Origin of the sequence: Bosea vaviloviae, from assembly GCF_001741865.1 — a bacterium.
Lineage (GTDB): Bacteria > Pseudomonadota > Alphaproteobacteria > Rhizobiales > Beijerinckiaceae > Allobosea > Allobosea vaviloviae.
Genome location: NZ_CP017147.1, coordinates 1,010,438 through 1,032,024, shown reverse-complemented (window position 1 = coordinate 1,032,024; position 21,587 = coordinate 1,010,438). Strand labels below are relative to the sequence as shown.

Sequence of the window (21,587 nt, the reverse complement as noted above, 5' to 3'; positions counted from 1 at the left end):
CGTCGTCTCCTCAGAGAGCGCCCTTGGTCGAGGGCACGCGGCCGCCCTCGCGCGGATCGACCTCGAGCGCCTGCCGCAAGGCGCGCGCCAGGCCCTTGAAGCAGCTCTCGGCGATATGATGGGCGTTGTCGCCATAGAGCGTCTCGACATGCAGTGTGATGCCGGCATTCATCGCGAAAGCCTGGAAGAACTCGCGCACCAATTCGGTGTCGAAGCTGCCGATCTTCTCCGCCTTGAAAAGCGTGCGGAAGACGAGGAACGGCCGGCCGGAGACGTCGACCGCGACGCGGGTCAGCGTCTCGTCCATCGGCAGATGCACGTCGGCATAGCGGCGGATGCCCTTCTTGTCGCCGAGCGCTTGGCGAAGCGCCTCGCCCAATGCGATGCCGGCATCCTCGACCGAATGGTGATCGTCGATATGGGTGTCGCCCTTCACGGTGATGCTGGTGTCGATCAGCGAATGGCGGGCGAACAGGTCGAGCATATGGTCGAAGAAGCCGACGCCGGTCGCAATCTCGGCCTTGCCGGTGCCGTCGAGCACGAGCTTGACCGCGATGTCGGTCTCATTGGTGCGGCGCTTCACTTCGCCAGAACGCATGCCGGCCTCTGTTGTTTGTGGAATTTCGCGTTTGCGGAATTTCGCCCGCTTTAGCAGGCGGGCACGGCGAAGGCCATCGCGATCGGAGCACCGGCCGTCATGCTCGCCCTTGTGGCGAGCATCCACGTCTTGAACACCGACCTCGACGGGAAAGACGTGGATAGTCGGGACGAGCCCCACCATGACGGAAGGGGCTCATCTGGTCGCTGCCGGTTCAGCGTTTCGCTCGCTTGCTCTTGATACCGGGCTCCAGCCTGAACATGTTGGCGACACCCAATTGTCAAAAGCCGAAGCAAAATCGCAATGTCAGAAACCAGCAACGCCCCCGTGATGCACGCCACCACCATCCTGATGGTCCGCAAGGGCGGCAAGGTCGTGATCGGCGGCGACGGCCAGGTCTCGCTCGGCCAGACCATCATGAAGGGCAATGCAAAAAAAGTGCGCCGCCTCGCCAAGGGCGCGGTGATCGCGGGCTTCGCGGGAGCCACGGCCGACGCCTTCACGCTGTTCGAGCGATTGGAGACAAAGCTCGAGCAATACCCGACCCAATTGCTGCGCGCCTGCGTCGAGCTCGCCAAGGACTGGCGCACCGACCGCTATCTGCGCCGGCTGGAGGCGATGCTGCTCGTCGCCGACAAGGAGGTCTCGCTCCTGATCTCGGGCACCGGCGACGTGCTGGAACCGGAGACGAGCGAGCATGGCTCGGTGATGGCGATCGGCTCCGGCGGCAATTATGCGCTCTCGGCTGCGCGCGCGCTGATCGATATCGAATCGGATGCCGAGACGATCGTGCGCAAGGCGATGAAGATCGCCGGCGACATCTGCGTCTACACCAACCACAGCCTCGTCATCGAGACGCTGGACGCCGTCTGACGGCCTGATTTACGGACAGCAAATGACCTCCTTCTCTCCCCGCGAGATCGTCTCCGAACTCGACCGTTTCATCGTCGGCCAGAATGACGCCAAGCGCGCTGTCGCCATCGCGCTGCGCAATCGCTGGCGCCGGCAGCAGCTCGAAGGACCGCTGCGCGAGGAGGTTTCTCCCAAGAACATCCTGATGATCGGGCCGACCGGCTGCGGCAAGACCGAGATCGCGCGTCGCCTCGCCAAGCTCGCCGGCGCGCCCTTCCTCAAGGTCGAGGCGACCAAGTTCACCGAGGTCGGCTATGTCGGCCGCGATGTCGAATCGATCGTGCGCGATCTCGTCGAGGTCGCGATCGGGCTGGTGCGCGAGAGCCGGCGCAAGGACGTGCAGGCAAAAGCCCATATCGCCGCCGAGGAGCGCGTGCTCGACGCGCTGGTCGGCTCGACCGCGAGCCCCGCGACCCGCGACAGCTTCCGCCGCAAGCTGCGCGCCAACGAGCTCGACGAGAAGGAAATCGAGGTCGAGATCGCATCGGGCGGCAGCTCGGCCGCGCCGATGTTCGAGCTTCCCGGCATGCCCGGCGCCTCGATCGGCGCGATCAATCTCAGCGACATGTTCGGAAAGGCCTTCGGCCAGAAGGGCAAGCCGAGGCGCGTGCTGGTCAAGGACGCCTATGGCCCGCTCCTGACCGAGGAGAGCGACAAGCTGATCGACCAGGAGGCGATCGTCCAGGCCGCGATCCGCGAGGTCGAGAACAACGGCATCGTCTTCCTCGACGAGATCGACAAGATCTGCTCCCGCGAGGGCAAAAGCGGGGCCGACGTTTCGCGCGAGGGCGTGCAGCGCGACCTCCTGCCGCTGATCGAGGGCACGACGGTCGCGACCAAGCACGGTGCGGTGAAGAGCGACCACATCCTGTTCATCGCGTCGGGCGCCTTCCACGTCTCGCGACCCTCCGACCTCTTGCCGGAATTGCAGGGCCGCCTGCCGATCCGAGTCGAACTGCACCCGCTCGACGTCGAGGATTTCAAGCGCATCCTGACCGAGACGGAAGCGAGCCTGATCAAGCAGACGGTGGCGCTGATGGCGACCGAGGAGGTGACGGTGACCTTCACGCCGGACGCGATCGACGCGATCGCGCGCATCGCGGTGGATGTGAATTCGACGGTCGAGAACATCGGCGCGCGGCGGCTGCAGACCGTGATCGAGCGCATTCTCGACGAGATTTCCTTCACCGCGCCCGACCGCTCCGGCGACACGGTCACGATCGACGGAGCCTATGTCGAGGCGCGCATCGGCGATCTCGCGAAGAACGCCGATTTGAGCCGGTTCATCCTCTGATGCAGAAGCCGGCGGAGGACGCGCCGGAATCATCCCGCCTCGCCCGCGATTCCGCGGTCGTCGGCACGGCGACGATCCTGTCGCGCCTGCTCGGCTTCGCCCGCGACGTGCTGATCGCAAGGTTATTGGGCGCAGGCCCGGTGGCTGACGCCTTTCTCGCCGCGCTGCGCCTGCCCAATCTGGTGCGGCGCGTGCTCGGCGAAGGCGGGTTGAACGCGCCCTTCGTGCCGCTCTACCTCGCCATCAAGGCGGAGCGCGGCGGGGCGGCGGCCAGGCGGTTCACCGGTGAGGCGGTCGGACATCTCGGCCTGCTGTTGCTTGGCCTGGTCGTGCTCGGCGAAATCTTTGCGCCCTGGGTCGTGCTGGGCCTGGCCGGCGGCTTCGCGGAGGAGCCGCAGACGCTGGCGCTCGCCGCGCATTACACCAGGCTGATGCTGCCTTTCCTGCTGCTGACGACGCTGGCCGCCATGCTGGCGGCCGTGCTCAACGCGGAGAAGCGCTTCACGCTGGCCGCGCTCGCGCCCGCGCTGATGAACGCGCTTCTGGTCGGCTTCCTCATGGTCTCGCTGGGGCGCGGCCTGGAGGCCGAGCTTGCGGCGCAGTCGCAAGCTGCCTTGGTCAGCCTGACCGGGCTCGCCCATCTCGGCCTGATCCTGTTCGCCCTGCGCAAGATGGGGCTTGCGCGCCCGAGCCTGCGCTGGTCGCCTGAGATGGCACGGCTGGTCGCGACCGGCGGCGCGACCTTGCTGGCGGCCTCGACCGCGCAGCTCGTGCTGCTGGTGGCGACGCAGATCGCCTCCGCCGAGCCGGGCTCGGTCGCCGCGCTATATTATGCCGACCGTGTCTTTCAGCTGCCGCTCGGCTTCGTCGGCGTGGCGATGGGCACCGTCGTCTTGTCCGAAATGGCCGATTCGGCGAAGACGAGCGGGCCGGACGCCCGGCTCGGACAGGCGCTGGCGCTGGGCCTCGCGCTGGCGCTGCCGGCGGCGCTCGCGCTTTTCGTGTTGGCGGAACCGATCGTCTCCGTGCTGTTCGAGCATGGCCGCTTCGGCGCCGAGGATCGCGCCCGCACCGCCGCCGCGCTCGCGGGCTTTGCGCTCGGCCTGCCCTTCGCCGTCATCGCGAAAGTCTTCGGACAGGTCTATTTCGCCCGCCAGACGCCACGCCTGCCCCTGCTGGCGGGGTGTCTCGCCGTCCTCGTCGCGGCGCTGGGCGGCTATGCGTTGGCCGGAGACGGCAACGCCGCCCAGATGGCGGCCTGCGCGGCGAGCCTGGCTTTCCTGACGCAGGCAATGCTGCTTGGCATTGCGCTGCTGCGTGACGGAATCTGGCGCCCCAGCATTGCAAATCTGCGTCCCATCGTCGCCAGCCTCGCGGCCAGCGCCATCATGCTGGGCGTTCTGCTGGTTCTCTCCTCGCTGCTCGCCGCCAGGCTGGCGCCGCCGCAATCGACGCCCTGGCGGGTCGTGGCGCTGCTGGCTCTGTGCACTGGGGGAGCTCTCGCCTATGGCGCTGTCGGCTGGCTGCTGGGCGCCTTTGGCGCCTTCCCCTTGCCGCGCTACTTGCGCAAGCGGCGGGCATGAGCCAGAAGCCCCCCTCCTTTTCCTCGTTCGTGATCACGGAGCGCCCGATGGCGACCTTTCACCAGCGCGTCTTCTCGGGCATGCAGCCGACTTCGACGCTGCATCTCGGCAATTATTTGGGCGCGCTGACCAACTGGGTCGCGATGCAGCAGACGCATGAATGCATCTATTGCGTCGTCGACATGCACGCGATCACCATGTGGCAGGACCCCGCCGATCTGAAGCGGGCGATCCGCGAGGTCACCGCGGCTTATGTCGCGGCCGGCATCGACACCAAGAAAAGCATCATCTTCAACCAGAGCCAGGTCTCCGGCCATGCCGAGCTCGCCTGGATCTGCAATTGCGTCGCGCGGCTGGGCTGGATGAACCGCATGACCCAGTTCAAGGAGAAGGCCGGCAAGGATCGCGAGAACGCCTCGCTCGGTCTTTACGCCTATCCGAGCCTGATGGCGGCCGACATCCTGCTCTACAAGGCCACGCATGTGCCCGTCGGCGAGGACCAGAAGCAGCATCTCGAGCTGACACGCGACATCGCCCAGAAGTTCAACAACGACTTCGCGACTGAGATCGCGGAGCGGAATCTCGGCACTGGCGATCTCGGCTTCTTCCCGCTGCCCGAACCGATGACGCAGGGCCCGGCGCCGCGCGTGATGAGCCTGCGCGACGGCACCAAGAAGATGTCGAAATCCGATCCGTCCGACTATTCGCGGATCAACCTGACCGACGATGCCGAGACCATCGCCCAGAAGGTGCGCAAGGCCAAGACCGATGCGGAAGCGCTGCCCTCCGAGGAAAAGGGGCTGGAAGGCCGGCCCGAGGCCGAGAACCTCGTCGGCATCTATGCCGGGCTCGAAGGCGTCACCAAGGCGCAGGTGCTGAGCCAGTTCGGCGGCGGGCAGTTCTCCGGCTTCAAGGCGGCGCTGGTCGATCTCGCCGTCGCCAAGCTCGCGCCCATCGCCGGCGAAATGCGCCGTCTGCTCGCCGAACCCGCCCATATCGACGCGATTCTCGGCAATGGGGCGGAGCGCGCGCAAGCCATCGCCGCGCCGATCCTGGCCGACGTCAAGGACATAATCGGCTTCGTGCGGCGCTGAGTTTTCCGCTGCAACCTCGGTGGGCTTGCGCTGACGCTGCGGCGCGGTTCACCATGCCGGCTCCTGGCGCGCGATCGGTTCGGGACGACACATCCCGAAGCGTGAATCGTCCGCCTCTGTTTTGAGTGAGAGCCGGTCACACGCCTTGGATCGCAACGATCCGAGGCGTCCCAATTCTCGAAGCGGCGACAGGTCATCCCAATGGTCAAGCGACGACGGTCCTATGAAGCGGGCCATCGCCCGAAATTCCTCGCGGTGGTCGACGACAGCGCGGAATGCGCCAAGGCGGTGCGCTTCGCGGCGCGGCGCTGCGCCCGCGTCGGCGCCTCGATCGTGCTGCTCGGCGTGGTCACGCCGCCCGAGCACGAGACATGGCTCGGCGTCGGCGAGGTGATGCAGGCCGAAGCCGAGGCGCAGGCCGAGGCGCTGATCGACGCGGCGGCGAACGCCGTGCGGACGCTCGCCGGACTCGAGCCCGAAAAGGTCGTGCGCACCGGCGTGAAGGCCGACGAGGTGGTCAAGCTGATCGAAGCGGACGAGGACATCTCCCTGCTCGTGCTCGCCGCCGGCACCGGGCGCGACGGCCCGGGCCCTCTCGTCAGCGCGCTCGCCGGCAAATCCGCCGGCACCTTCCCGATCCCGGTCGCCATCGTGCCGGGCTTTCTGGAGGATGAGGAGATCGACGCGCTGGCGTGACGAGGGAAGGCGTGGATGGCCGGGACGAGCCCGACCATGACGAAGAGCGCGCTTCCTGCTGGAATGATTCCAACGCCGGGCCTATATCGGGAGCAGGAACGGCGGCCTTGACCCGCCGGCGCCGGAGGTTAGCCATGTTCATCCAGACCGAAGCAACACCCAATCCCGCCACGCTGAAATTCCTGCCCGGCCGCACCGTGATGCCGGACGGAACGCTCGAACTGCGTGATTCCGAGCAAGCCGAGCGCTCACCGCTGGCCCAGCGCCTGTTCGGCGTGAACGGCGTCTCCGGCGTCTTCCTCGGCTCCGATTTCATCACCGTGACCAAATCCGACGGCGAATGGCCCCATCTCAAGCCCGCCATCCTAGGTGCGATCATGGAGCATTTCATGTCGGGCGCGCCGGTGCTCGCGAACGGCTCGGAAGCGGATGTGATCGAAGAGGGCGAGTTCTTCGCACCCGAGGACGCCAAGACGGTCGAGACGATCAAGGATCTGCTCGAGACCCGGATTCGCCCGGCCGTGGCCGGCGATGGCGGCGACATCACCTTCCGCGGTTTCAAGGACGGCACGGTCTATCTCGCCATGAAGGGCTCCTGCTCGGGCTGCCCCTCCTCGACCGCGACGCTGAAGCACGGCATCCAGAACCTGCTGCGCCACTTCCTGCCGGATGTGCGCGAGGTCGAGGCGGTTTGACGGTTTCGGCTTGATCCGCACGCCATTTTGGCTTTGTTGGCAAATCAATCCGCGCCGTCATCCCGAGCGTAGCGAAGCGCAGATTCGGGATGGCGGCGCGTTTCGCCACTTTTGAAGACGGGCCTGGCAAGACACCGATGCGCATCCTCGCGATCGACACTGCGCTCGGCGCCTGTTCCGCCTGCGTGCTGGAAGCCGGCCAGGCTGAGCCGCTGGCGATCGAGCAAATCGCGATGGAGCGCGGCCATGCCGAGGCGCTGATGCCGCTGGTCGAGCGCGTCATGAAGGCGGTCGAGGGCGGCTTCGCCTCGCTCGACCGCGTCGCCGTCACCGTCGGTCCGGGCAGCTATACCGGCCTGCGTGTCGGCATCAGCGCAGCCCGCGCCATCGCGCTCGCGGCCGGCATCCCGGCGATTGGCGTCACCACGCTGGCCGCGACCGCAGCCCCCTTGATCGGGCGCGAATCCGGGCGGGTGATCGCAGCCGCACTCGATGCCAAACACGGCCAGGTCTGGTTCCAGGCTCTGAGTTCGCAAGGCAAGCCATTGGTCTCGCTGCGTCAGGTCAACCACCGCGACGCCGCCCGCGCCATCGGGGCGGGGCCCGTCAGCCTGGTCGGCTCGGCCGCGATGGCGGTCGCCAACGAGGCCTGGGCCATCGGGCTCGATGCCTTGGTGCTCGACGAGAGCAGGGCGCCCGACGTGACCTGGGTCGCGCGGCTCGGAATGATCGCCGATCCGCAGGATGCACCGCCGCGCCCGCTCTACCTCAAGGCGCCTGAAACGACGCCGCAGGATCGCGCCCGGCTGCCGCGGCGCTGAATCAGCACTTGCCAGCGGTTCAGTCTGTGCCATCAAGCGCCATGGACTGGCTGCGCAGATTGCTCCACCCCGAATCGGCCCCGGCCCGTACCGGCCGCCTCGACGTGCGCCATGCGCGCCATGTCGCGGCGCTGCACCACCAGGGCGGCTTCGCGCGCGGCTGGGAACCCGGCGAATGCGCCGCGTTGCTCGCCGATCCCGCGATCATCTCCGAAGGCGTCTTCGCGGGGAACGGCCCCCACCCCGCCGGCTTCGTGATCTCGCGCAAGGCGGCCGACGAGGCCGAGATCCTCAGCATCGTGGTGGGGCGCGCGCATCGCCGCGACGGGCTCGGGCGGGCACTGCTCCACGCCCATCTCGGCCAGCTCGCCGCGAGCGGCGTCCAGCATGTCTATCTGGAGGTCGAGGACGGCAATTTGCCGGCCGAACAGCTCTACCGCCATTTCGGTTTTCGTGAGGTTGGCCGGCGCAAGAACTACTACGCCAAGAGCGACGGCAGCCGCACCGGCGCGGTGACGATGCGGCTCGATCTCGCGTGACCGGGGCCGCCCGCGCATGACCGGACTTCGCCCCGGCGCGACCCTGAGGCTTACCGTGCTGGCCGCATGCGCGCTCCTGCTCCTGCCGGCGCAGCTCGTCGCGATGCGGCTCGGGCCCCGCCATGGCGCCACGATTCCGCGCCTGTTCCATCGTCTCACCTGCCGCTGCCTCGGCGTGCATCGCCGCGTCAGGGGCACACCGCCGCCGCCCGGAGCGGCGGGGCTGATCGTCGCCAGCCATGTCTCCTGGCTCGACATCGCGGTGATCGGGGCTTTGCGGCCCTTGTCCTTCGTGGCCAAGAGCGAGGTCGCGGGCTGGCCGGTGATCGGCTTCCTGGCAAGGCTGCAGCGCACCGTCTTCATCGACCGGATGCGCCGCGGCGCCACAGCCGATGTGGCAGCGGAAATGGGCGCGCGGCTCGCGGCCGGCGAATCGATCGTGCTCTTCGCGGAAGGGACGACGGGCGACGGTACGCGCATCCTGCCCTTGCGCTCCTCCCTGCTGGGGGCGGCGCATGAGGCGCTCGGCAAGGGTGGGGACCGCGACATCCCGGTCTATCCGCTGACGATCACCTATACCGGCTTCCACGGCCTGGCCGGCGGCCGGGCGGAGCGTACCGCGCTCGCCTGGTATGGCGATGAGGAACTGGCGCCGCATCTCAAGGCCGTGCTCGATGCGGGTACAATCGATGTCGAACTCGTCTGGGGTGCGCCGATCGCGATGGGCGCCCGGACCTCGCGCAAGGAAGCGACGCGACTGGCCGAGGCCGCGATCCGCCAGGCGCGGCGGGACGCTGTCACCGGGCGGCAGGGCGCCTGACCGGCGCTGGCGACGAGCCATCTGGCTCGGTTGTTGCTTTGCTGATCAGCGGCTCCCGGAGCATGGTCATTTCCTCGCGACGCAATCAGGAGTAAGGAGACGGTTTGGAGACCCGACCCGCCACGATGAAGAAAGTCCACATCAAGTCCTTCGGCTGCCAGATGAACGTCTATGACGGGCAGCGCATGGCCGATATCCTGAGCGAGCAAGGCTATGAGGAGACCGCGACGCCCGAAGGCGCGGACCTGATCCTGCTCAACACCTGCCATATCCGCGATCGCGCCGTGCAGAAGGTCTATACCGAGCTCGGCAAGCTGCGCGATCTGAAGGTCGCGCAGAAGGCCAACGGACAGCACACGAAGATCGTCGTGGCCGGCTGCGTCGCCCAAGCGGAAGGCGCGGAGATCCAGCGCCGCCAGCCGGCAGTCGATCTCGTCGTCGGCCCGCAGGCCTATCACCGCCTGCCAGCCCTGCTGGCGGAGGCCGCGAGCCGGCGCACCGTCGATACCGACCTGCCGATCGACGACAAATTCGGGTATTTGCCGGCGCCCACGCCCAAGGCGATCCGCCAGCGCGGTATCTCGGCCTTCGTCACCGTGCAGGAAGGCTGCGACAAGTTCTGCGCCTTCTGCGTCGTGCCCTATACGCGCGGCGCGGAATTCTCGCGGCCAGTCGCGCAGATCATGACCGAAATCGAGCGGTTGGCGGCCTCGGGCGTGCAGGACGTCACGCTGATCGGCCAGAACGTCAACGCCTATCACGGCGAAGGCCCTGGTCATGGCGAAGGCCCTGGTCATAGCCAAGGTCCTGGCGGTGCCGTCTGGGGCCTGGCGCGCCTGATGCAGCGTGTCGCCGAGGTGCCCGGCATCGGTCGCATCCGCTACACCACGAGCCATCCGCGCGACATGGCCGACGATCTGATCGCCGCCCATCGCGACCTGCCGCAACTGATGCCCTTCCTGCATTTGCCGGTGCAGGCGGGCTCCGACCGGATTCTGGCGGCGATGAACCGCAAGCATACCGCCGACGAGTACCGCCGCCTGATCGAGCGCATCCGGGCGGCTCGGCCCGACATCGCCTTGTCCTCGGACTTCATCGTCGGCTTTCCCGGCGAGAGCGACAGCGATTTCGAGGATACGCTGCGCCTCGTCGACGAGATCGGCTTCGCCTCGAGCTACTCCTTCAAATATTCGCCGCGCCCCGGCACGCCCGCCGCCGATCTCGGCGAGCAGGTCGCGCCCGAGGTGATGAGCGAGCGCCTGCTGCGCCTGCAGGAGCGCATCGAGCACCACCGCCAGGCTTTCAACCACGCCATGGTGGGGCGCACCGTCGAGGTGCTGCTGGAACGTGTGGGCCGCCACCCCGGACAGCTTGCGGGAAAAACCCCCTACCTTCAGGCTGTGCAGATCGAGACTGAGTCGAATCAGATCGGCGACCGGGTTCAGGTGGTGATCGAGCGGGCGGGGTCCAACTCACTGTTTGGCCGCAAGGCCGGGCCGGACGAGGTTCCGAGAAAGGGACTGGCGGCTTGAACGCGACCCGGTTCGACCCGATTTCTTTAGGGCAGGGCGACGCCTGTCATCAGACTGAGATTGTTGCGTTCGGTTATGTTGCAGGACGACGCGTTGCAAGACGGCTCATTGCAAGACGACCCGGCCTCACGCTCCTGTCCGGCCGGCCCACCCGCCAGGGAGACGACGCTATTGGCACAGGCTGACCAGGTGACCCCGAGACCGGAACGAGGCCCACGGCGCGAGACGACGCCGGCACGCGTCGAGACCCTGACGCGCGACGGATTGCCCGCCACCGAGGTCCTGCTCTCCTTCGACGACAATCGGCTGGCGAGCCTTGTCTTCGGCGATTACGACCAGAATCTAGCGCATCTGGAGCGGCGTCTCGGCGTCGTGATCAGCCCCAACGGCAACCACGCCACCATCAGGGGACCGCGCGAGACCGCCGAACAGGCCGGGCGCGTGCTGAAGACGCTTTATACGCGGGCCAAGGCCGGCGCTTCCGTCACCCTCGGTGAGGTCGATGGCGCGATCGAGGAGAGCAATGTGCAGCGCTCCTTCTTCCCGGCCGCCGACGCCGGCAAGGCCTCTTTCGACGCGATCGTGACGCGCAAGCGCGGACCGGTGCGCGCCCGCAACGCGGCGCAGGACGCCTATCTGCGCCAGCTCAAGCGCAACGAACTCGTCCTCGCCGAAGGCCCGGCCGGCACCGGCAAGACCTGGCTCGCCGTCGGCCATGCCGTCTCGCTGATCGAGCAGGGCGTGGTCGAGCGCATGGTGCTGTCGCGCCCGGCTGTCGAAGCCGGCGAGCGGCTCGGCTTCCTGCCCGGCGACATGCGCGAGAAGGTCGACCCTTACCTGCGGCCGATCTACGACGCGCTGAACGACTTCATGGAGGCCCGCCATGTCGAGCGCGCCCTGCAGACCGGCATGATCGAGATCGCGCCGCTCGCCTTCATGCGCGGACGCACGCTGACCAACGCCGTCGTGCTGCTCGACGAGGCCCAGAACGCGACCTCGGTCCAGATGAAGATGTTCCTGACCCGCCTCGGCGAGGGCTCGCGCATGATCATCACCGGCGACCCGACCCAGATCGACCTGCCGCCGGGCCAGCGCTCGGGCCTGATCGAGGCCGTCAAGCTGCTCTCGGGCGTCGAGGGCGTCGGCTATGCCAAGTTCGAGGAGGGCGACGTCGTCCGTCACGATCTCGTGCGCCGCATCGTCATGGCCTATGAGGGCGCGGCCCGGCGTGAGCGCGAGGAACGCGAGGAGCGGCTGCGCGCACTCGAGCCCCAGCCCCCGATCGAAAACGATACCGAAGGCCTGAAGCGCACCTTGTCGCGGGAGCGGCCGCGATGAACGACCGACCTCGCATGCGGCGCTCGGCGCCGCATGCTGACAGGCCCGCGCCGGAGTTGACCCTGGCGCTGAGGATCCAGGCGAAACGCTGGCGCGAGCTTGCCGATCTGCGCCAGCGCGTGGCGGATGCGACGCAGGCGGCGCTCGCCGTTGCGCCTGTCACGCCGCTCGAAGGCGCCGAGCTCAGCCTGCTGATGACCGATGACAAGCGCATCCGCGTGGTCAACCGCGACTGGCGCGGCTTCGACAAGCCGACCAATGTTCTCTCATTTCCGGCCGCGCCGCCCGAGCGGATCGCTGGCAGCCCGGTTCTCGGCGACATCGTCCTGGCCTATGAGACGATTGCCCGCGAGGCGCAGGACGAGGGCAAGGATTTCGGCGACCATGTCAGCCATCTTGTGATACACGGCCTGCTGCACCTGCTCGGCGAGGATCACGAAACACCAGCGCAAGCCGAACGGATGGAAGCGCTCGAGATCGCAGCGCTCGCCCGGCTCGGCATCGCCGACCCCTATGCGGACTCCGAGCCGCTCGCCCCAACCCTGGTTCTCTCCACAGCATCATGAGCGACGACAGTCGATCTACCCAGACGGACGCCACCAGTCGTGGCCTCTCCCATTGGCTTGGCCAGTTCCTCGAACGGCTCGGCATGCGCAGCGGCGCGACGATCCGCGAGGACATCACCGAAGCGCTGGCGCAGGACCGCGACAGCGGCCAATCGGCCGATCTGAGCGCGCAGGAGCGCGTGATGCTCTCCAATGTGCTCAGCCTGCGCGAACGACGCGTCGGCGACGTGATGGTGCCGCGCGCCGATATCATCGCCGTCCCCGCCGATGCCACGCTGGACGAATTGCTGGCGCTGTTTCGGACGGCGGGCCATTCGCGCCTGCCGGTCTTCGACGATTCGCTCGATGACCCGCGCGGCATGGTCCATATCCGCGACTTCCTGGAATTCATCGCCGAACAGGGCAAGGCCGAGCCGAGCCCAGGCCTGTCGGAGCCGGCGCTGCACAATCTCGGCGCGGTCGACCTCTCCACCACGCTGGCGAGTGCGAAGATCCTGCGCCCCGTGCTCTATGTCCCGCCCTCGATGCCGGCGGTCGACCTGCTCGTGAAGATGCAGGCGACACGCACGCATATCGCTCTCGTGATCGACGAGTATGGCGGAACGGACGGGCTGGTCTCGATGGAGGATCTCGTCGAGATCGTCGTCGGCGACATCGAGGACGAGCACGATCTCGACGAGGCTCCCGCGATCGCCGCCACGGGCCAGGACCGCTTCACCGCTGATGCGCGCGCGACGCTCAACGAACTCAAGGACGCGACCGGCATCGATCTCTCGGATACCGAAGTGGCCGAGGAGATCGACACGCTGGGTGGGCTGATCGTGACGCTGGCCGGCCGCGTACCGGCGCAGGGCGAGACGATCGAGGGGCCGGAAGGCCTGTCCTTCGAGATCATCGAGGCCGATCCGCGCCGAATCAAGCGGCTCAGCATTCTCCGGCGCAGCACGGCGGCCCCCGACACGGCGCCGCAGGCGGAAGCCGGCTGATGCGGCTCTCCGCGCTGGCCGACGGGATCATCCTCTCCTGGGGATGGCGCAAGCGCCTGATCGCGCTCGTTACGGGCGCCAGCGGCGCGCTTGCCCTGCCCCCGCTCGATCTCTGGCCGCTGATCGTCGTGCCCATGACCGTCGCCGTCTGGCTGATCGATGGAGCCGTCGGCGCCACTGCGTCGAGCCGCTTCAGGGCGGCTTTCGCGGCGGGCTGGTGGTGGGGTTTCGGCTTCTTCCTCGCCGGCCTCTGGTGGCTGGGCTCGGCCTTCCTGGTGGAGGCCGACAAATTCGCCTGGGCGATGCCGCTCGGCGTCGTCGCCCTGCCGGCCTTTCTCGCCCTGTTCCCGGCGCTGGCCTTCGGCTGCGCCCGGTTGCTCTGGCCGGCCGGAGCTGGACGCATCCTCATGCTCGCCGTCGCGCTGACCGTCAGCGAATGGCTGCGCGGCCATGTGCTGACCGGCTTTCCCTGGAACGTCTACGGCATGATGCTGGCCGGCCAGGGCTTCATCGCGCAATTCGCCGCGCTCGGCGGGCTCTATGGATTGACACTGCTGGCGGTCGCGATCGGCGCGGCGCCTGCGACGCTCGGCACGGCCGAGGCCGGCGCGAGGCGCTGGCGCGCGCCGATCCTCGCCGTCCTGACGCTCGCCGCTCTCATCGGCTTTGGCGCCTGGCACATTCCGAATGCGGCGGCGCCGGTGGTTGCCGGCGTGAAGCTGCGGTTGATGCAGCCGAACCTGGCGCAGGACGCCAAATTCAACGCCCATAACGGCGAGGCGATTCTGAACGAATATCTCACGCTCAGCGACCGGGCGACGAGCCCCTCGACGCTCGGCGTGCAGGACGTCACACATCTGATCTGGCCGGAATCGGCCTTTCCCTTCCTGCTCGGCCGCTCGCCCCAGGCGCTCCAGCGCATCGCCGCGGTCCTACCGCCGAACACGACGCTGATCACCGGCGCGGCGCGGGCAGGCGAGGCGCTGCCCGGCGAAAGCCGGCCGCCGATCTTCAATTCGGTGCAGGTCGTGAACGACGAAGGCGTGATCGTCTCGAGCTACGACAAGGTCCATCTCGTGCCCTTCGGCGAGTATCTGCCGCCGATCCTGGAACGCTTGATCCGCGGCGTCGGGCTGTCGGAATTCGTCTCGATTCCGGGCGGCTTCGCCGCAGGCACGCGGCACACCCCGCTCTCGATCCGCGGCCTGCCCGCGGTCGCACCGCTGCTCTGCTACGAGGCGATCTTCCCCGGCGAAGTCATGCCGCAGCAGGGTCCGCGCCCCGGCCTGATGCTCAACCTCACCAATGACGGCTGGTTCGGCCAGACCAGCGGACCTTACCAGCACCTGGCCCAGGCGAGGATGCGCGCCATCGAGGAAGGGCTGCCGCTGGTCCGCGTCGCCAATACCGGAATCTCGGCGGTGATCGATGGTTATGGCCGCATCACAGCCAGCTTGCCCTTGGGCACACAGGGTGTTCTCGATGCAAACTTGCCGCAAGCGGCTCCCGTTACGCTCTATGCGCAATTCGGAGATGCCGCTTTAGTGGGGCTAATTGCGCTGTTCTTGCTGCTTGCGCGGGTTCGACCGGGCTGATCATCCCATCTGGAACTTTTTTCCTGCGAAAGGGATGGCTGTTCCCGCGGGAAGCATATAAATTGCTAAAATAAATTCATGCCTGCCGGATGATGATTTCCAAGAAAACTGACCCAAGGGTGGTCGATTCATGATCAAAAAAGTGCCCAACCCGATCGACCGCCATGTCGGAAGCCGTGTCCGGATGCGCCGAATGCTTGCTGGAGTCAGCCAGGAGAGGCTCGGCGAGGGTCTCGGACTGACCTTCCAGCAGGTCCAAAAGTACGAAAAAGGCTCGAACCGCATCAGCGCCAGCCGCTTGCAGCAGATCGCCAAGATGCTGGACGTGCCGGTCTCCTTCTTCTTCGACGGAGCCCCGACCGGCGACATGCCGGCGGGCGGCTTCTCCGACGCCGCCTCATCGGCCTATGTCTCCGACTTCATGGCGACCAGCGAAGGCGTACAGCTGACCAAGGCCTTCGTACGCATCAAGAGCGGGCGGGTGCGACGGCGCATCGTCGATCTCGTCGAGGCGCTGGCGGAAGAAGACAGCGGAATCGCGTGATCTAGCTCTGTTTTTGTTCGTCCTGACGAACAAGGCTCCCGAAAAACGGATTTCCGGCTTGACGGCGAACGCGCCCGCTGCAAAGAGGGTGCCCGTTTTCGTCGGCCGATCGTGTCGTCACGCCGGTCACTCGCCAACCCCATCCGAAGGGTTATCTGACCGTGTCACGCCAGAACTACCTGTTCACCAGCGAATCCGTCGGTGAAGGCCATCCCGACAAGATCTGCGACCGGATTTCCGACGAGGTCGTCGACCTGTTCTTCAAGGAAGCGGCGAAAGCCGGCATGGACTCGGCCCAGGTGCGCGTTGCCTGCGAGACCCTGGCGACCACCAACCGCGTCGTCATCGCCGGCGAGGTCCGCACCTCGCTCGACGAGAAGGCGATGAAGAGCAAGGTCAAGTCGGCCGCGCGCAAGGCGATCAAGGCGATCGGCTACGAGCAGGACGGCTTCCACTGGAAGAAGTGCAAGATCGACGTGCTGCTGCACGCCCAGTCGGCCGACATCGCTCAGGGCGTCGACGCCACCGGCAACAAGGATGAAGGCGCCGGCGACCAGGGCATCATGTTCGGCTATGCCTGCCGCGAGACGCCCGAGCTGATGCCGGCGCCGATCTACTACGCCCACAAGATCCTCGAAGTGCTGGCCAAGGCCCGCCACGCCAAGGAAGGCTCCGCCGCCAAGCTCGGTCCCGACGCCAAGAGCCAGGTCACGGTCAAATACGAGAACGGCAAGCCGGTCGGCGTCACCCAGATCGTGCTCTCGACCCAGCATATCGACGAGAGCCTGACCTCGGCCGACGTCCGCAAGATCGTCGAGCCCTATATCCGCGAGACGCTGCCCGAAGGCTGGATCTCCAAGGAGACCGTCTGGCACGTCAACCCGACCGGCAAGTTCGTCATCGGCGGCCCCGATGGCGACGCCGGCCTGACCGGCCGCAAGATCATCGTCGACACCTATGGTGGAGCCGCTCCCCATGGCGGCGGCGCTTTCTCGGGCAAGGATCCGACCAAGGTCGACCGTTCGGCCGCCTATGCCGCGCGCTATCTGGCCAAGAACGTCGTCGCCGCCAAGCTCGCAGAGCGCTGCACGATCCAGCTCTCCTACGCCATTGGCGTCGCCAAGCCGCTCTCGATCTATGTCGACCTGCACGGCACCGGCAAGGTCGACGAGGCGAAGCTGGAGACTGTTCTGGGCGAGGTCATGGACCTGACCCCGCGCGGCATCCGCACGCATCTCGCATTGAACAAGCCGATCTATGCCAAATCCGCCGCTTACGGCCATTTCGGCCGCAAGGCCGGCCGCGACGGCAGCTTCTCCTGGGAGAAGACCGATCTTGTCGATGCGCTGAAGAAGGCCGTCGCCTGAGCGACGGTTTCGACTGAATTGCATCAGGCCGGAGCCTTGGCTCCGGCCTTTTTCTTTGCCCAGAATCCGCTAGAGCAGGCTGCAAGGCCGTGGAAACACGTCGTCATTCCGGATCTGCGCGGCTTCGCCGCCTGTCTGGGATGACAGCGTGTTCCTTTGAAAAACAATTCAATATCAAAGACATGAGCATGACAGACGACTTCGATCCTGACCGCGCCTTCTTCGGCCGTCGCAAAGGCAAGGCCCTGCGCGAAGGCCAGAATGCGATGATCGAGGGCGTATTGCCGCGCCTGCGCCTGCCCGATGGCGCGATCACCGATCTGGCGGCGCTGTTTCCGCAGCCCATGACGGCGGTTCGGCTCGAGATCGGCTTCGGCGGCGGCGAGCATCTGCTGTCGCGGATGCGCGAGAGCCCGCAGATCGGCTTCATTGGCGTCGAGCCCTTCATCAATGGGATGGCGAAGTTCCTCGCCATCGTCGAGCGGGAAGGGCTGACCAATATCCGGCTCTGGGACGGCGACGCTGCACTGATGCTGCCGCGCCTGCCGGAAGGCTCGCTCGATGCGATCGACCTGCTCTATCCCGATCCCTGGCCGAAGCGGCGCCAGCGCAAGCGGCGTTTCGTCTCCGAACGCACACTTGGCTTGTTCGCCCGCTGTCTGCGCCCGGGCGGTCGCTTCCGCTTCGCCAGCGACATCGACGATTATGTCGGCTGGACGCTGGCACGGCTCGCCCGCTCGCCCGATTTCGACTGGACGGATGAGCGCGCCGATGATTGGCGCAAGCCTTACCCCGGCTGGATCCGCACGCGCTACGAGGCGAAGGCCGTCGCGGCGGGCCGCGTGCCGAGCTACCTCACGGCTGTGCGTCGCGCATCCTGAGGAAGCCGAGCACGCGCTGGGCGGTCGTCGTGTTCAAGGTGCGGAAGCTCTGACGGGCGCGCTCGATCGCGACCTCCGACTTGCCGAGATCCTTGCGCAGGCCGATCAGCGCGCGCGTGGTCTCCCAGGACCAGCCGAGAGCCCGGCCGACCAGGAGCACGGCGTCACGGTCCGTGCCCAGGATGATCTGCTCGGTCGCCGGCAGACCAAGCTGCGCCAGCGCCGCAACGGCGCACATCGCATGCTCCAAGGCGCCTGCAGCAGCGAATTCGACCAGCTTGGCCTCGTCGAGCTGGCCGGCTTCGTGGAGCCGGTTGATCTCGATCAGGGCCGCGTTGATCTTGGCGTACCCGTCACTCATCTGCGCCTCGGCGACGATCGCCTGGGCACCGCGCTCGACGGCCATGTCGACCGCGCCGGCAAGCGAGGGCTCCAGCGTCGCCGTGAGGCGACGCCGCGCCGAATTCTTGGCGGCGACCAGAAGCTGATCGAGCAATTCGGCCGGAATGTCGCTTCGCGAGCCCAAAGTCGCCTGGAGCGCATCGTCCTGGACGGCCCGCATCACCAGCACGCCCATGCCATGGCGTGAGAAGCGCGCGGTCTGGTTTGCCGCCACCGCATGGGTGACGACGCGGCCACCGCGCAGAATCAGGAAATCCGTGACCGGCTCGCCGAGATCGGGCCGCTCGGTGATGGCGAGCATGTGATCGCGGCCCTTGGCGGCCGAGACAGCGACCAGATCCTGGTCGGTGAGACGTTTCGAGGCGATCAGCACCGGCCTGGCGACGGCGATCTCGTCGAGCGCGAGTTGGCGCACGACGCCGCTCGGCGCATTGGGAATGGGAGCGAGCCGCTCCGACAATTCGATACGGGCCCGGACCTCGATGGCGCGCGAAAGCCGGCCGATCACCACGTCGAAAATGCTGACCTGGTCCTCTTCCATACCGGCGGCGGTGCTGAGAAAGAGGTCAGTCAGGCGGGCCAGAATCTGAGTGCGGTCGTCAGTCGACCCACGCGTCATCGTCGCTTCAAGATCGCGCAACAGCGCACTCACCGAACTCATGCAGCATCCTCACGCAACGTCTGCGGCCGCACTATCGGGGAGAAGAATGACCAGCCGGTTAGCGCGAACGGAGAAAGCGCGACTTCCAGGATCGATCGATCCAGACCCGCAATCGATCCAGACCTTGCATGCATTGGCGAGCCGGACTAAATAGCGTCTAACAGCTCTGGTTTCGGTATCAGCCGATGATCAAGAGCGGGCCTGCCGGCCCGCTCTTTTTTATTGGCTGAAGCCCTGCCGGGGCCAGAGCATGATGCCGCGCCGAAGACCCGCATTAGCAATAGAGCGGAAACCGGTTTTCGGGCGACGTCATGGTCCAGTGATTTGGTTTGGAGCCGGATGACATTCAGCTCCATGCAGGCGGCCAAGGTATGAACGAGACCACAGCAAGCACCGAACAGGAGGCACGCCTCGTCGTCGAAAGCGGCGTGGCGGCGCGCGTGGCGGCCATTGTCGAGCCGGCGATCGCCGATCTCGGCTACAGGCTGGTGCGCGTGCGCGTCACCGGCCAGAACGGCTGCACGGTCCAGATCATGGCCGAGCGGCCCGACGGCACCATGAATGTCGAGGGCTGCGAGGCCGTCAGCCAGGCCGTCTCGCCGGCGCTCGACGTTGATGATCCCGTGCAGGTCGCCTATCATCTTGAGGTGTCTTCGCCGGGAATCGACCGGCCGCTGGTGCGGGCGAGCGATTTCGAGCGCTGGGCCGGGCACCTCGCCAAGATCGATACTGAAGCCGTCGTCGCCGGCCGCAAGCGCTTCCGCGGCATCTTGCGCGGCGTGGCTGGCGGCAATGCCCTGCTCGCTCGCGACGATGCGAAATCGGAAGAGGAGCGCGACGTCGCCATTCCGATGTCGCTGATCGCCGAGGCCCGCCTCGTGCTGACCGACGCGCTCGTGACGGAATCGCTGCGCCGCGGCAAATCGGGCCTGCCGCCCGAGATGCCGCCGGCCGAAGAGATCGCCAGCCCGAAGAAGGGCATGGGAAAATCGCTGGGACCGCGCCCGGGCAAGAAGCCCGGACAGGCTCCGCAGGACACAACGGAAGAGGAGTGAGCGCCATGGTCGTCAGCGCCAACAGGCTCGAACTGCTGCAGATCGCCGACGCGGTCGCCCGCGAGAAATCGATCGACCGGCAGATCGTCGTCGATGCGATGCAGGATGCCATCGCCAAGGCCGCGCGCTCGCGCTACGGCGCCGAGACCGACGTTCATGCCGAGATCAACACCAAGACCGGCGAGCTGCGCCTCGCCCGCCATCTCCAGGTCGTCGACCTCGTCGAGAACGGCGCGACCGAAATCACCGTCGACGAGGCCAAGCGCCATAATCCGGCAGCCCAGGTCGGCGACGTCATCGCCGATCCGCTGCCGCCCTTCGATTTCGGCCGCATCGCCGCGCAGTCGGCCAAGCAGGTCATCGTGCAGAAGGTGCGCGAGGCCGAGCGCGACCGTCAGTATGACGAATACAAGGATCGCATCGGCGAGATCGTCAACGGCGCGGTCAAGCGCGTCGAATACGGCAATGTCTTCGTCGATCTCGGCCGTGGCGAGGCGATCATCCGCCGCGACGAGATGATCCCGCGCGAGACCTTCAAGGTCGGCGACCGGGCCCGCGCTTATGTCTACGACGTGCGCCGCGAGCCGCGCGGCCCGCAGATCTTCCTGTCGCGCACCCATCCGCAGTTCATGGCCAAGCTCTTCGGCCAGGAAGTGCCGGAGATCTATGACGGCATCGTCGAGGTCAAGGCCGTCGCTCGCGACCCCGGTTCCCGCGCCAAGATCGCCGTGATCAGCCGCGATTCCTCGATCGACCCGGTCGGCGCCTGCGTCGGCATGCGCGGCTCGCGCGTCCAGGCCGTCGTCGGCGAGCTCCAGGGCGAGAAGATCGACATCATCCCGTGGTCGCCCGATATCGCGACCTTCGTCGTCAACGCCCTGCAGCCGGCGGAAGTCGCCAAGGTCGTGCTCGACGAGGAGGCCGACAAGATCGAGGTCGTGGTGCCCGACGAGCAGCTCTCGCTCGCCATCGGCCGCCGCGGCCAGAACGTCCGCCTCGCCTCGCAGCTCACCGGCTGGGACATCGACATCCTGACCGAGGCCGAGGAATCGGAGCGCCGCCAGAAGGAGTTCCTGCAGCGCACCGAGATTTTCATGAATGCGCTGAACGTCGACGAGACGGTCGGCCAGCTCCTGGCTTCGGAAGGCTTCCGCACGGTCGAGGAGGTCGCCTATGTCGAGCCCTCCGAGCTCGCCGCGATCGAAGGCTTCGACGAGGACACCGCCGCCGAGATCCAGGCGCGCGCGCAGGAGTATCTCGCCACGATCGAAGCCGAGTTCGACGAGAAGCGCCGCGCGCTCGGTGTCGAGGACGACTTGCGCGAGGTCGAAGGCATCACTACCTCCATGATGGTTGCGCTGGGCGAGAACGACGTGAAGAACGTCGAGGACCTCGCTGGCTGCGCCACCGATGATCTGGTTGGCTGGACCGAGCGCAAGGATGGCGAAACCACCCGCCATGCCGGCTATCTCGACGGCTATGATCTGTCCCGCCAGGATGCCGAGGCCATGATCATGGCCGCGCGTGTCAAGGCCGGCTGGATCGAGGCCGCTGCCGAAGAGACCGAAGCCGACGCCGCCGAAGAATCGGCCGAGGCCTGAGCGGATT

General features: G+C 66.8%; 21 protein-coding genes. 19 read left to right on the top strand and 2 right to left on the bottom strand.

The genetic code is table 11. From position 1 onward, the window contains the following. Window positions 1-10 precede the first annotated feature (10 nt). Window positions 11-598 carry an imidazoleglycerol-phosphate dehydratase HisB gene (hisB, locus tag BHK69_RS04865; protein WP_069689125.1) on the bottom strand — a complete coding sequence of 196 codons (588 nt, stop codon included), beginning with the start codon at window positions 596-598 and terminating at the stop codon, window positions 11-13. Window positions 599-901: 303 nt separating this feature from the next. On the opposite strand from hisB, the gene hslV reads away from it, so the two are divergent. The 17 genes from hslV (at window position 902) to trmB (ending at window position 17,861) form a co-directional block, all read left to right on the top strand. Further along, entirely contained in the window at window positions 902-1,471 is a 570-nt protein-coding gene (hslV, locus tag BHK69_RS04860) for an ATP-dependent protease subunit HslV (protein WP_069689124.1), read from the top strand. Window positions 1,472-1,493: 22 nt separating this feature from the next. Next, complete coding sequence (gene hslU, locus BHK69_RS04855) at window positions 1,494-2,804, top strand: ATP-dependent protease ATPase subunit HslU (RefSeq protein WP_069689123.1); 1,311 nt, start codon at window positions 1,494-1,496, stop codon at window positions 2,802-2,804. Further along, window positions 2,804-4,387 (top strand): murein biosynthesis integral membrane protein MurJ, encoded by a 1,584-nt coding sequence (murJ, locus tag BHK69_RS04850; RefSeq protein WP_069689122.1) that lies wholly within the window; start codon window positions 2,804-2,806, stop codon window positions 4,385-4,387. The genes hslU and murJ overlap by 1 nt, the downstream gene beginning before the upstream one ends. Window positions 4,388-4,434: 47 nt before the next feature. Beyond that, a complete protein-coding gene (gene trpS, locus BHK69_RS04845; protein ID WP_069693377.1) occupies window positions 4,435-5,481 on the top strand; it encodes a tryptophan--tRNA ligase in 1,047 nt (348 codons plus the stop codon). Window positions 5,482-5,682: 201 nt separating this feature from the next. Next, window positions 5,683-6,177 carry a universal stress protein gene (locus BHK69_RS04840; RefSeq protein ID WP_069689121.1) on the top strand — a complete coding sequence of 165 codons (495 nt, stop codon included), beginning with the start codon at window positions 5,683-5,685 and terminating at the stop codon, window positions 6,175-6,177. A gap of 134 nt (window positions 6,178-6,311) precedes the next feature. Continuing rightward, window positions 6,312-6,872, top strand: a complete 561-nt coding sequence (locus BHK69_RS04835; protein ID WP_069689120.1) for a NifU family protein — start codon at window positions 6,312-6,314, stop codon at window positions 6,870-6,872. A gap of 89 nt (window positions 6,873-6,961) precedes the next feature. Further along, entirely contained in the window at window positions 6,962-7,693 is a 732-nt protein-coding gene (gene tsaB / locus BHK69_RS04830; RefSeq protein WP_342029745.1) for a tRNA (adenosine(37)-N6)-threonylcarbamoyltransferase complex dimerization subunit type 1 TsaB, read from the top strand. Between the two features lie 41 nt (window positions 7,694-7,734). Further along, complete coding sequence (locus tag BHK69_RS04825; protein WP_069689119.1) at window positions 7,735-8,232, top strand: GNAT family N-acetyltransferase; 498 nt, start codon at window positions 7,735-7,737, stop codon at window positions 8,230-8,232. Between the two features lie 16 nt (window positions 8,233-8,248). Next, window positions 8,249-9,052: a lysophospholipid acyltransferase family protein gene (locus BHK69_RS04820; protein WP_069689118.1), complete on the top strand. Its 804-nt coding sequence runs from the start codon at window positions 8,249-8,251 to the stop codon at window positions 9,050-9,052. A gap of 125 nt (window positions 9,053-9,177) precedes the next feature. After that, window positions 9,178-10,584, top strand: a complete 1,407-nt coding sequence (miaB, locus tag BHK69_RS04815) for a tRNA (N6-isopentenyl adenosine(37)-C2)-methylthiotransferase MiaB (protein WP_069689117.1) — start codon at window positions 9,178-9,180, stop codon at window positions 10,582-10,584. Window positions 10,585-10,833: 249 nt separating this feature from the next. Then, a complete protein-coding gene (locus BHK69_RS04810; protein WP_244548505.1) occupies window positions 10,834-11,922 on the top strand; it encodes a PhoH family protein in 1,089 nt (362 codons plus the stop codon). Further along, complete coding sequence (ybeY, locus tag BHK69_RS04805; RefSeq protein WP_244548397.1) at window positions 11,919-12,488, top strand: rRNA maturation RNase YbeY; 570 nt, start codon at window positions 11,919-11,921, stop codon at window positions 12,486-12,488. Before BHK69_RS04810 ends, ybeY begins: the two co-directional genes overlap by 4 nt. Further along, window positions 12,485-13,474 (top strand): hemolysin family protein, encoded by a 990-nt coding sequence (locus BHK69_RS04800; RefSeq protein WP_069689115.1) that lies wholly within the window; start codon window positions 12,485-12,487, stop codon window positions 13,472-13,474. The genes ybeY and BHK69_RS04800 overlap by 4 nt, the downstream gene beginning before the upstream one ends. Next, window positions 13,474-15,069 carry an apolipoprotein N-acyltransferase gene (gene lnt, locus BHK69_RS04795; protein WP_069689114.1) on the top strand — a complete coding sequence of 532 codons (1,596 nt, stop codon included), beginning with the start codon at window positions 13,474-13,476 and terminating at the stop codon, window positions 15,067-15,069. The genes BHK69_RS04800 and lnt overlap by 1 nt, the downstream gene beginning before the upstream one ends. Window positions 15,070-15,199: 130 nt before the next feature. Further along, window positions 15,200-15,613 carry a helix-turn-helix domain-containing protein gene (locus BHK69_RS04790; RefSeq protein WP_069689113.1) on the top strand — a complete coding sequence of 138 codons (414 nt, stop codon included), beginning with the start codon at window positions 15,200-15,202 and terminating at the stop codon, window positions 15,611-15,613. A gap of 161 nt (window positions 15,614-15,774) precedes the next feature. Then, window positions 15,775-16,980: a methionine adenosyltransferase gene (gene metK / locus BHK69_RS04785; protein ID WP_069689112.1), complete on the top strand. Its 1,206-nt coding sequence runs from the start codon at window positions 15,775-15,777 to the stop codon at window positions 16,978-16,980. Window positions 16,981-17,168: 188 nt separating this feature from the next. Further along, window positions 17,169-17,861 carry a tRNA (guanine(46)-N(7))-methyltransferase TrmB gene (gene trmB / locus BHK69_RS04780; protein ID WP_069693375.1) on the top strand — a complete coding sequence of 231 codons (693 nt, stop codon included), beginning with the start codon at window positions 17,169-17,171 and terminating at the stop codon, window positions 17,859-17,861. On the opposite strand, the gene BHK69_RS04775 is transcribed toward trmB, so the two are convergent. Further along, on the bottom strand, window positions 17,836-18,924 hold the full coding sequence (locus BHK69_RS04775; protein ID WP_069689111.1) for a DUF2336 domain-containing protein: 1,089 nt from the start codon (window positions 18,922-18,924) through the stop codon (window positions 17,836-17,838). The genes trmB and BHK69_RS04775 overlap by 26 nt on opposite strands. A gap of 371 nt (window positions 18,925-19,295) precedes the next feature. Between BHK69_RS04775 and rimP the strand changes: the two genes are divergently transcribed. Beyond that, window positions 19,296-19,979: a ribosome maturation factor RimP gene (rimP, locus tag BHK69_RS04770; RefSeq protein WP_069689110.1), complete on the top strand. Its 684-nt coding sequence runs from the start codon at window positions 19,296-19,298 to the stop codon at window positions 19,977-19,979. 5 nt (window positions 19,980-19,984) lie between these two features. Beyond that, window positions 19,985-21,580 (top strand): transcription termination factor NusA, encoded by a 1,596-nt coding sequence (nusA, locus tag BHK69_RS04765; RefSeq protein ID WP_069689109.1) that lies wholly within the window; start codon window positions 19,985-19,987, stop codon window positions 21,578-21,580. Window positions 21,581-21,587: the final 7 nt, after the last annotated feature.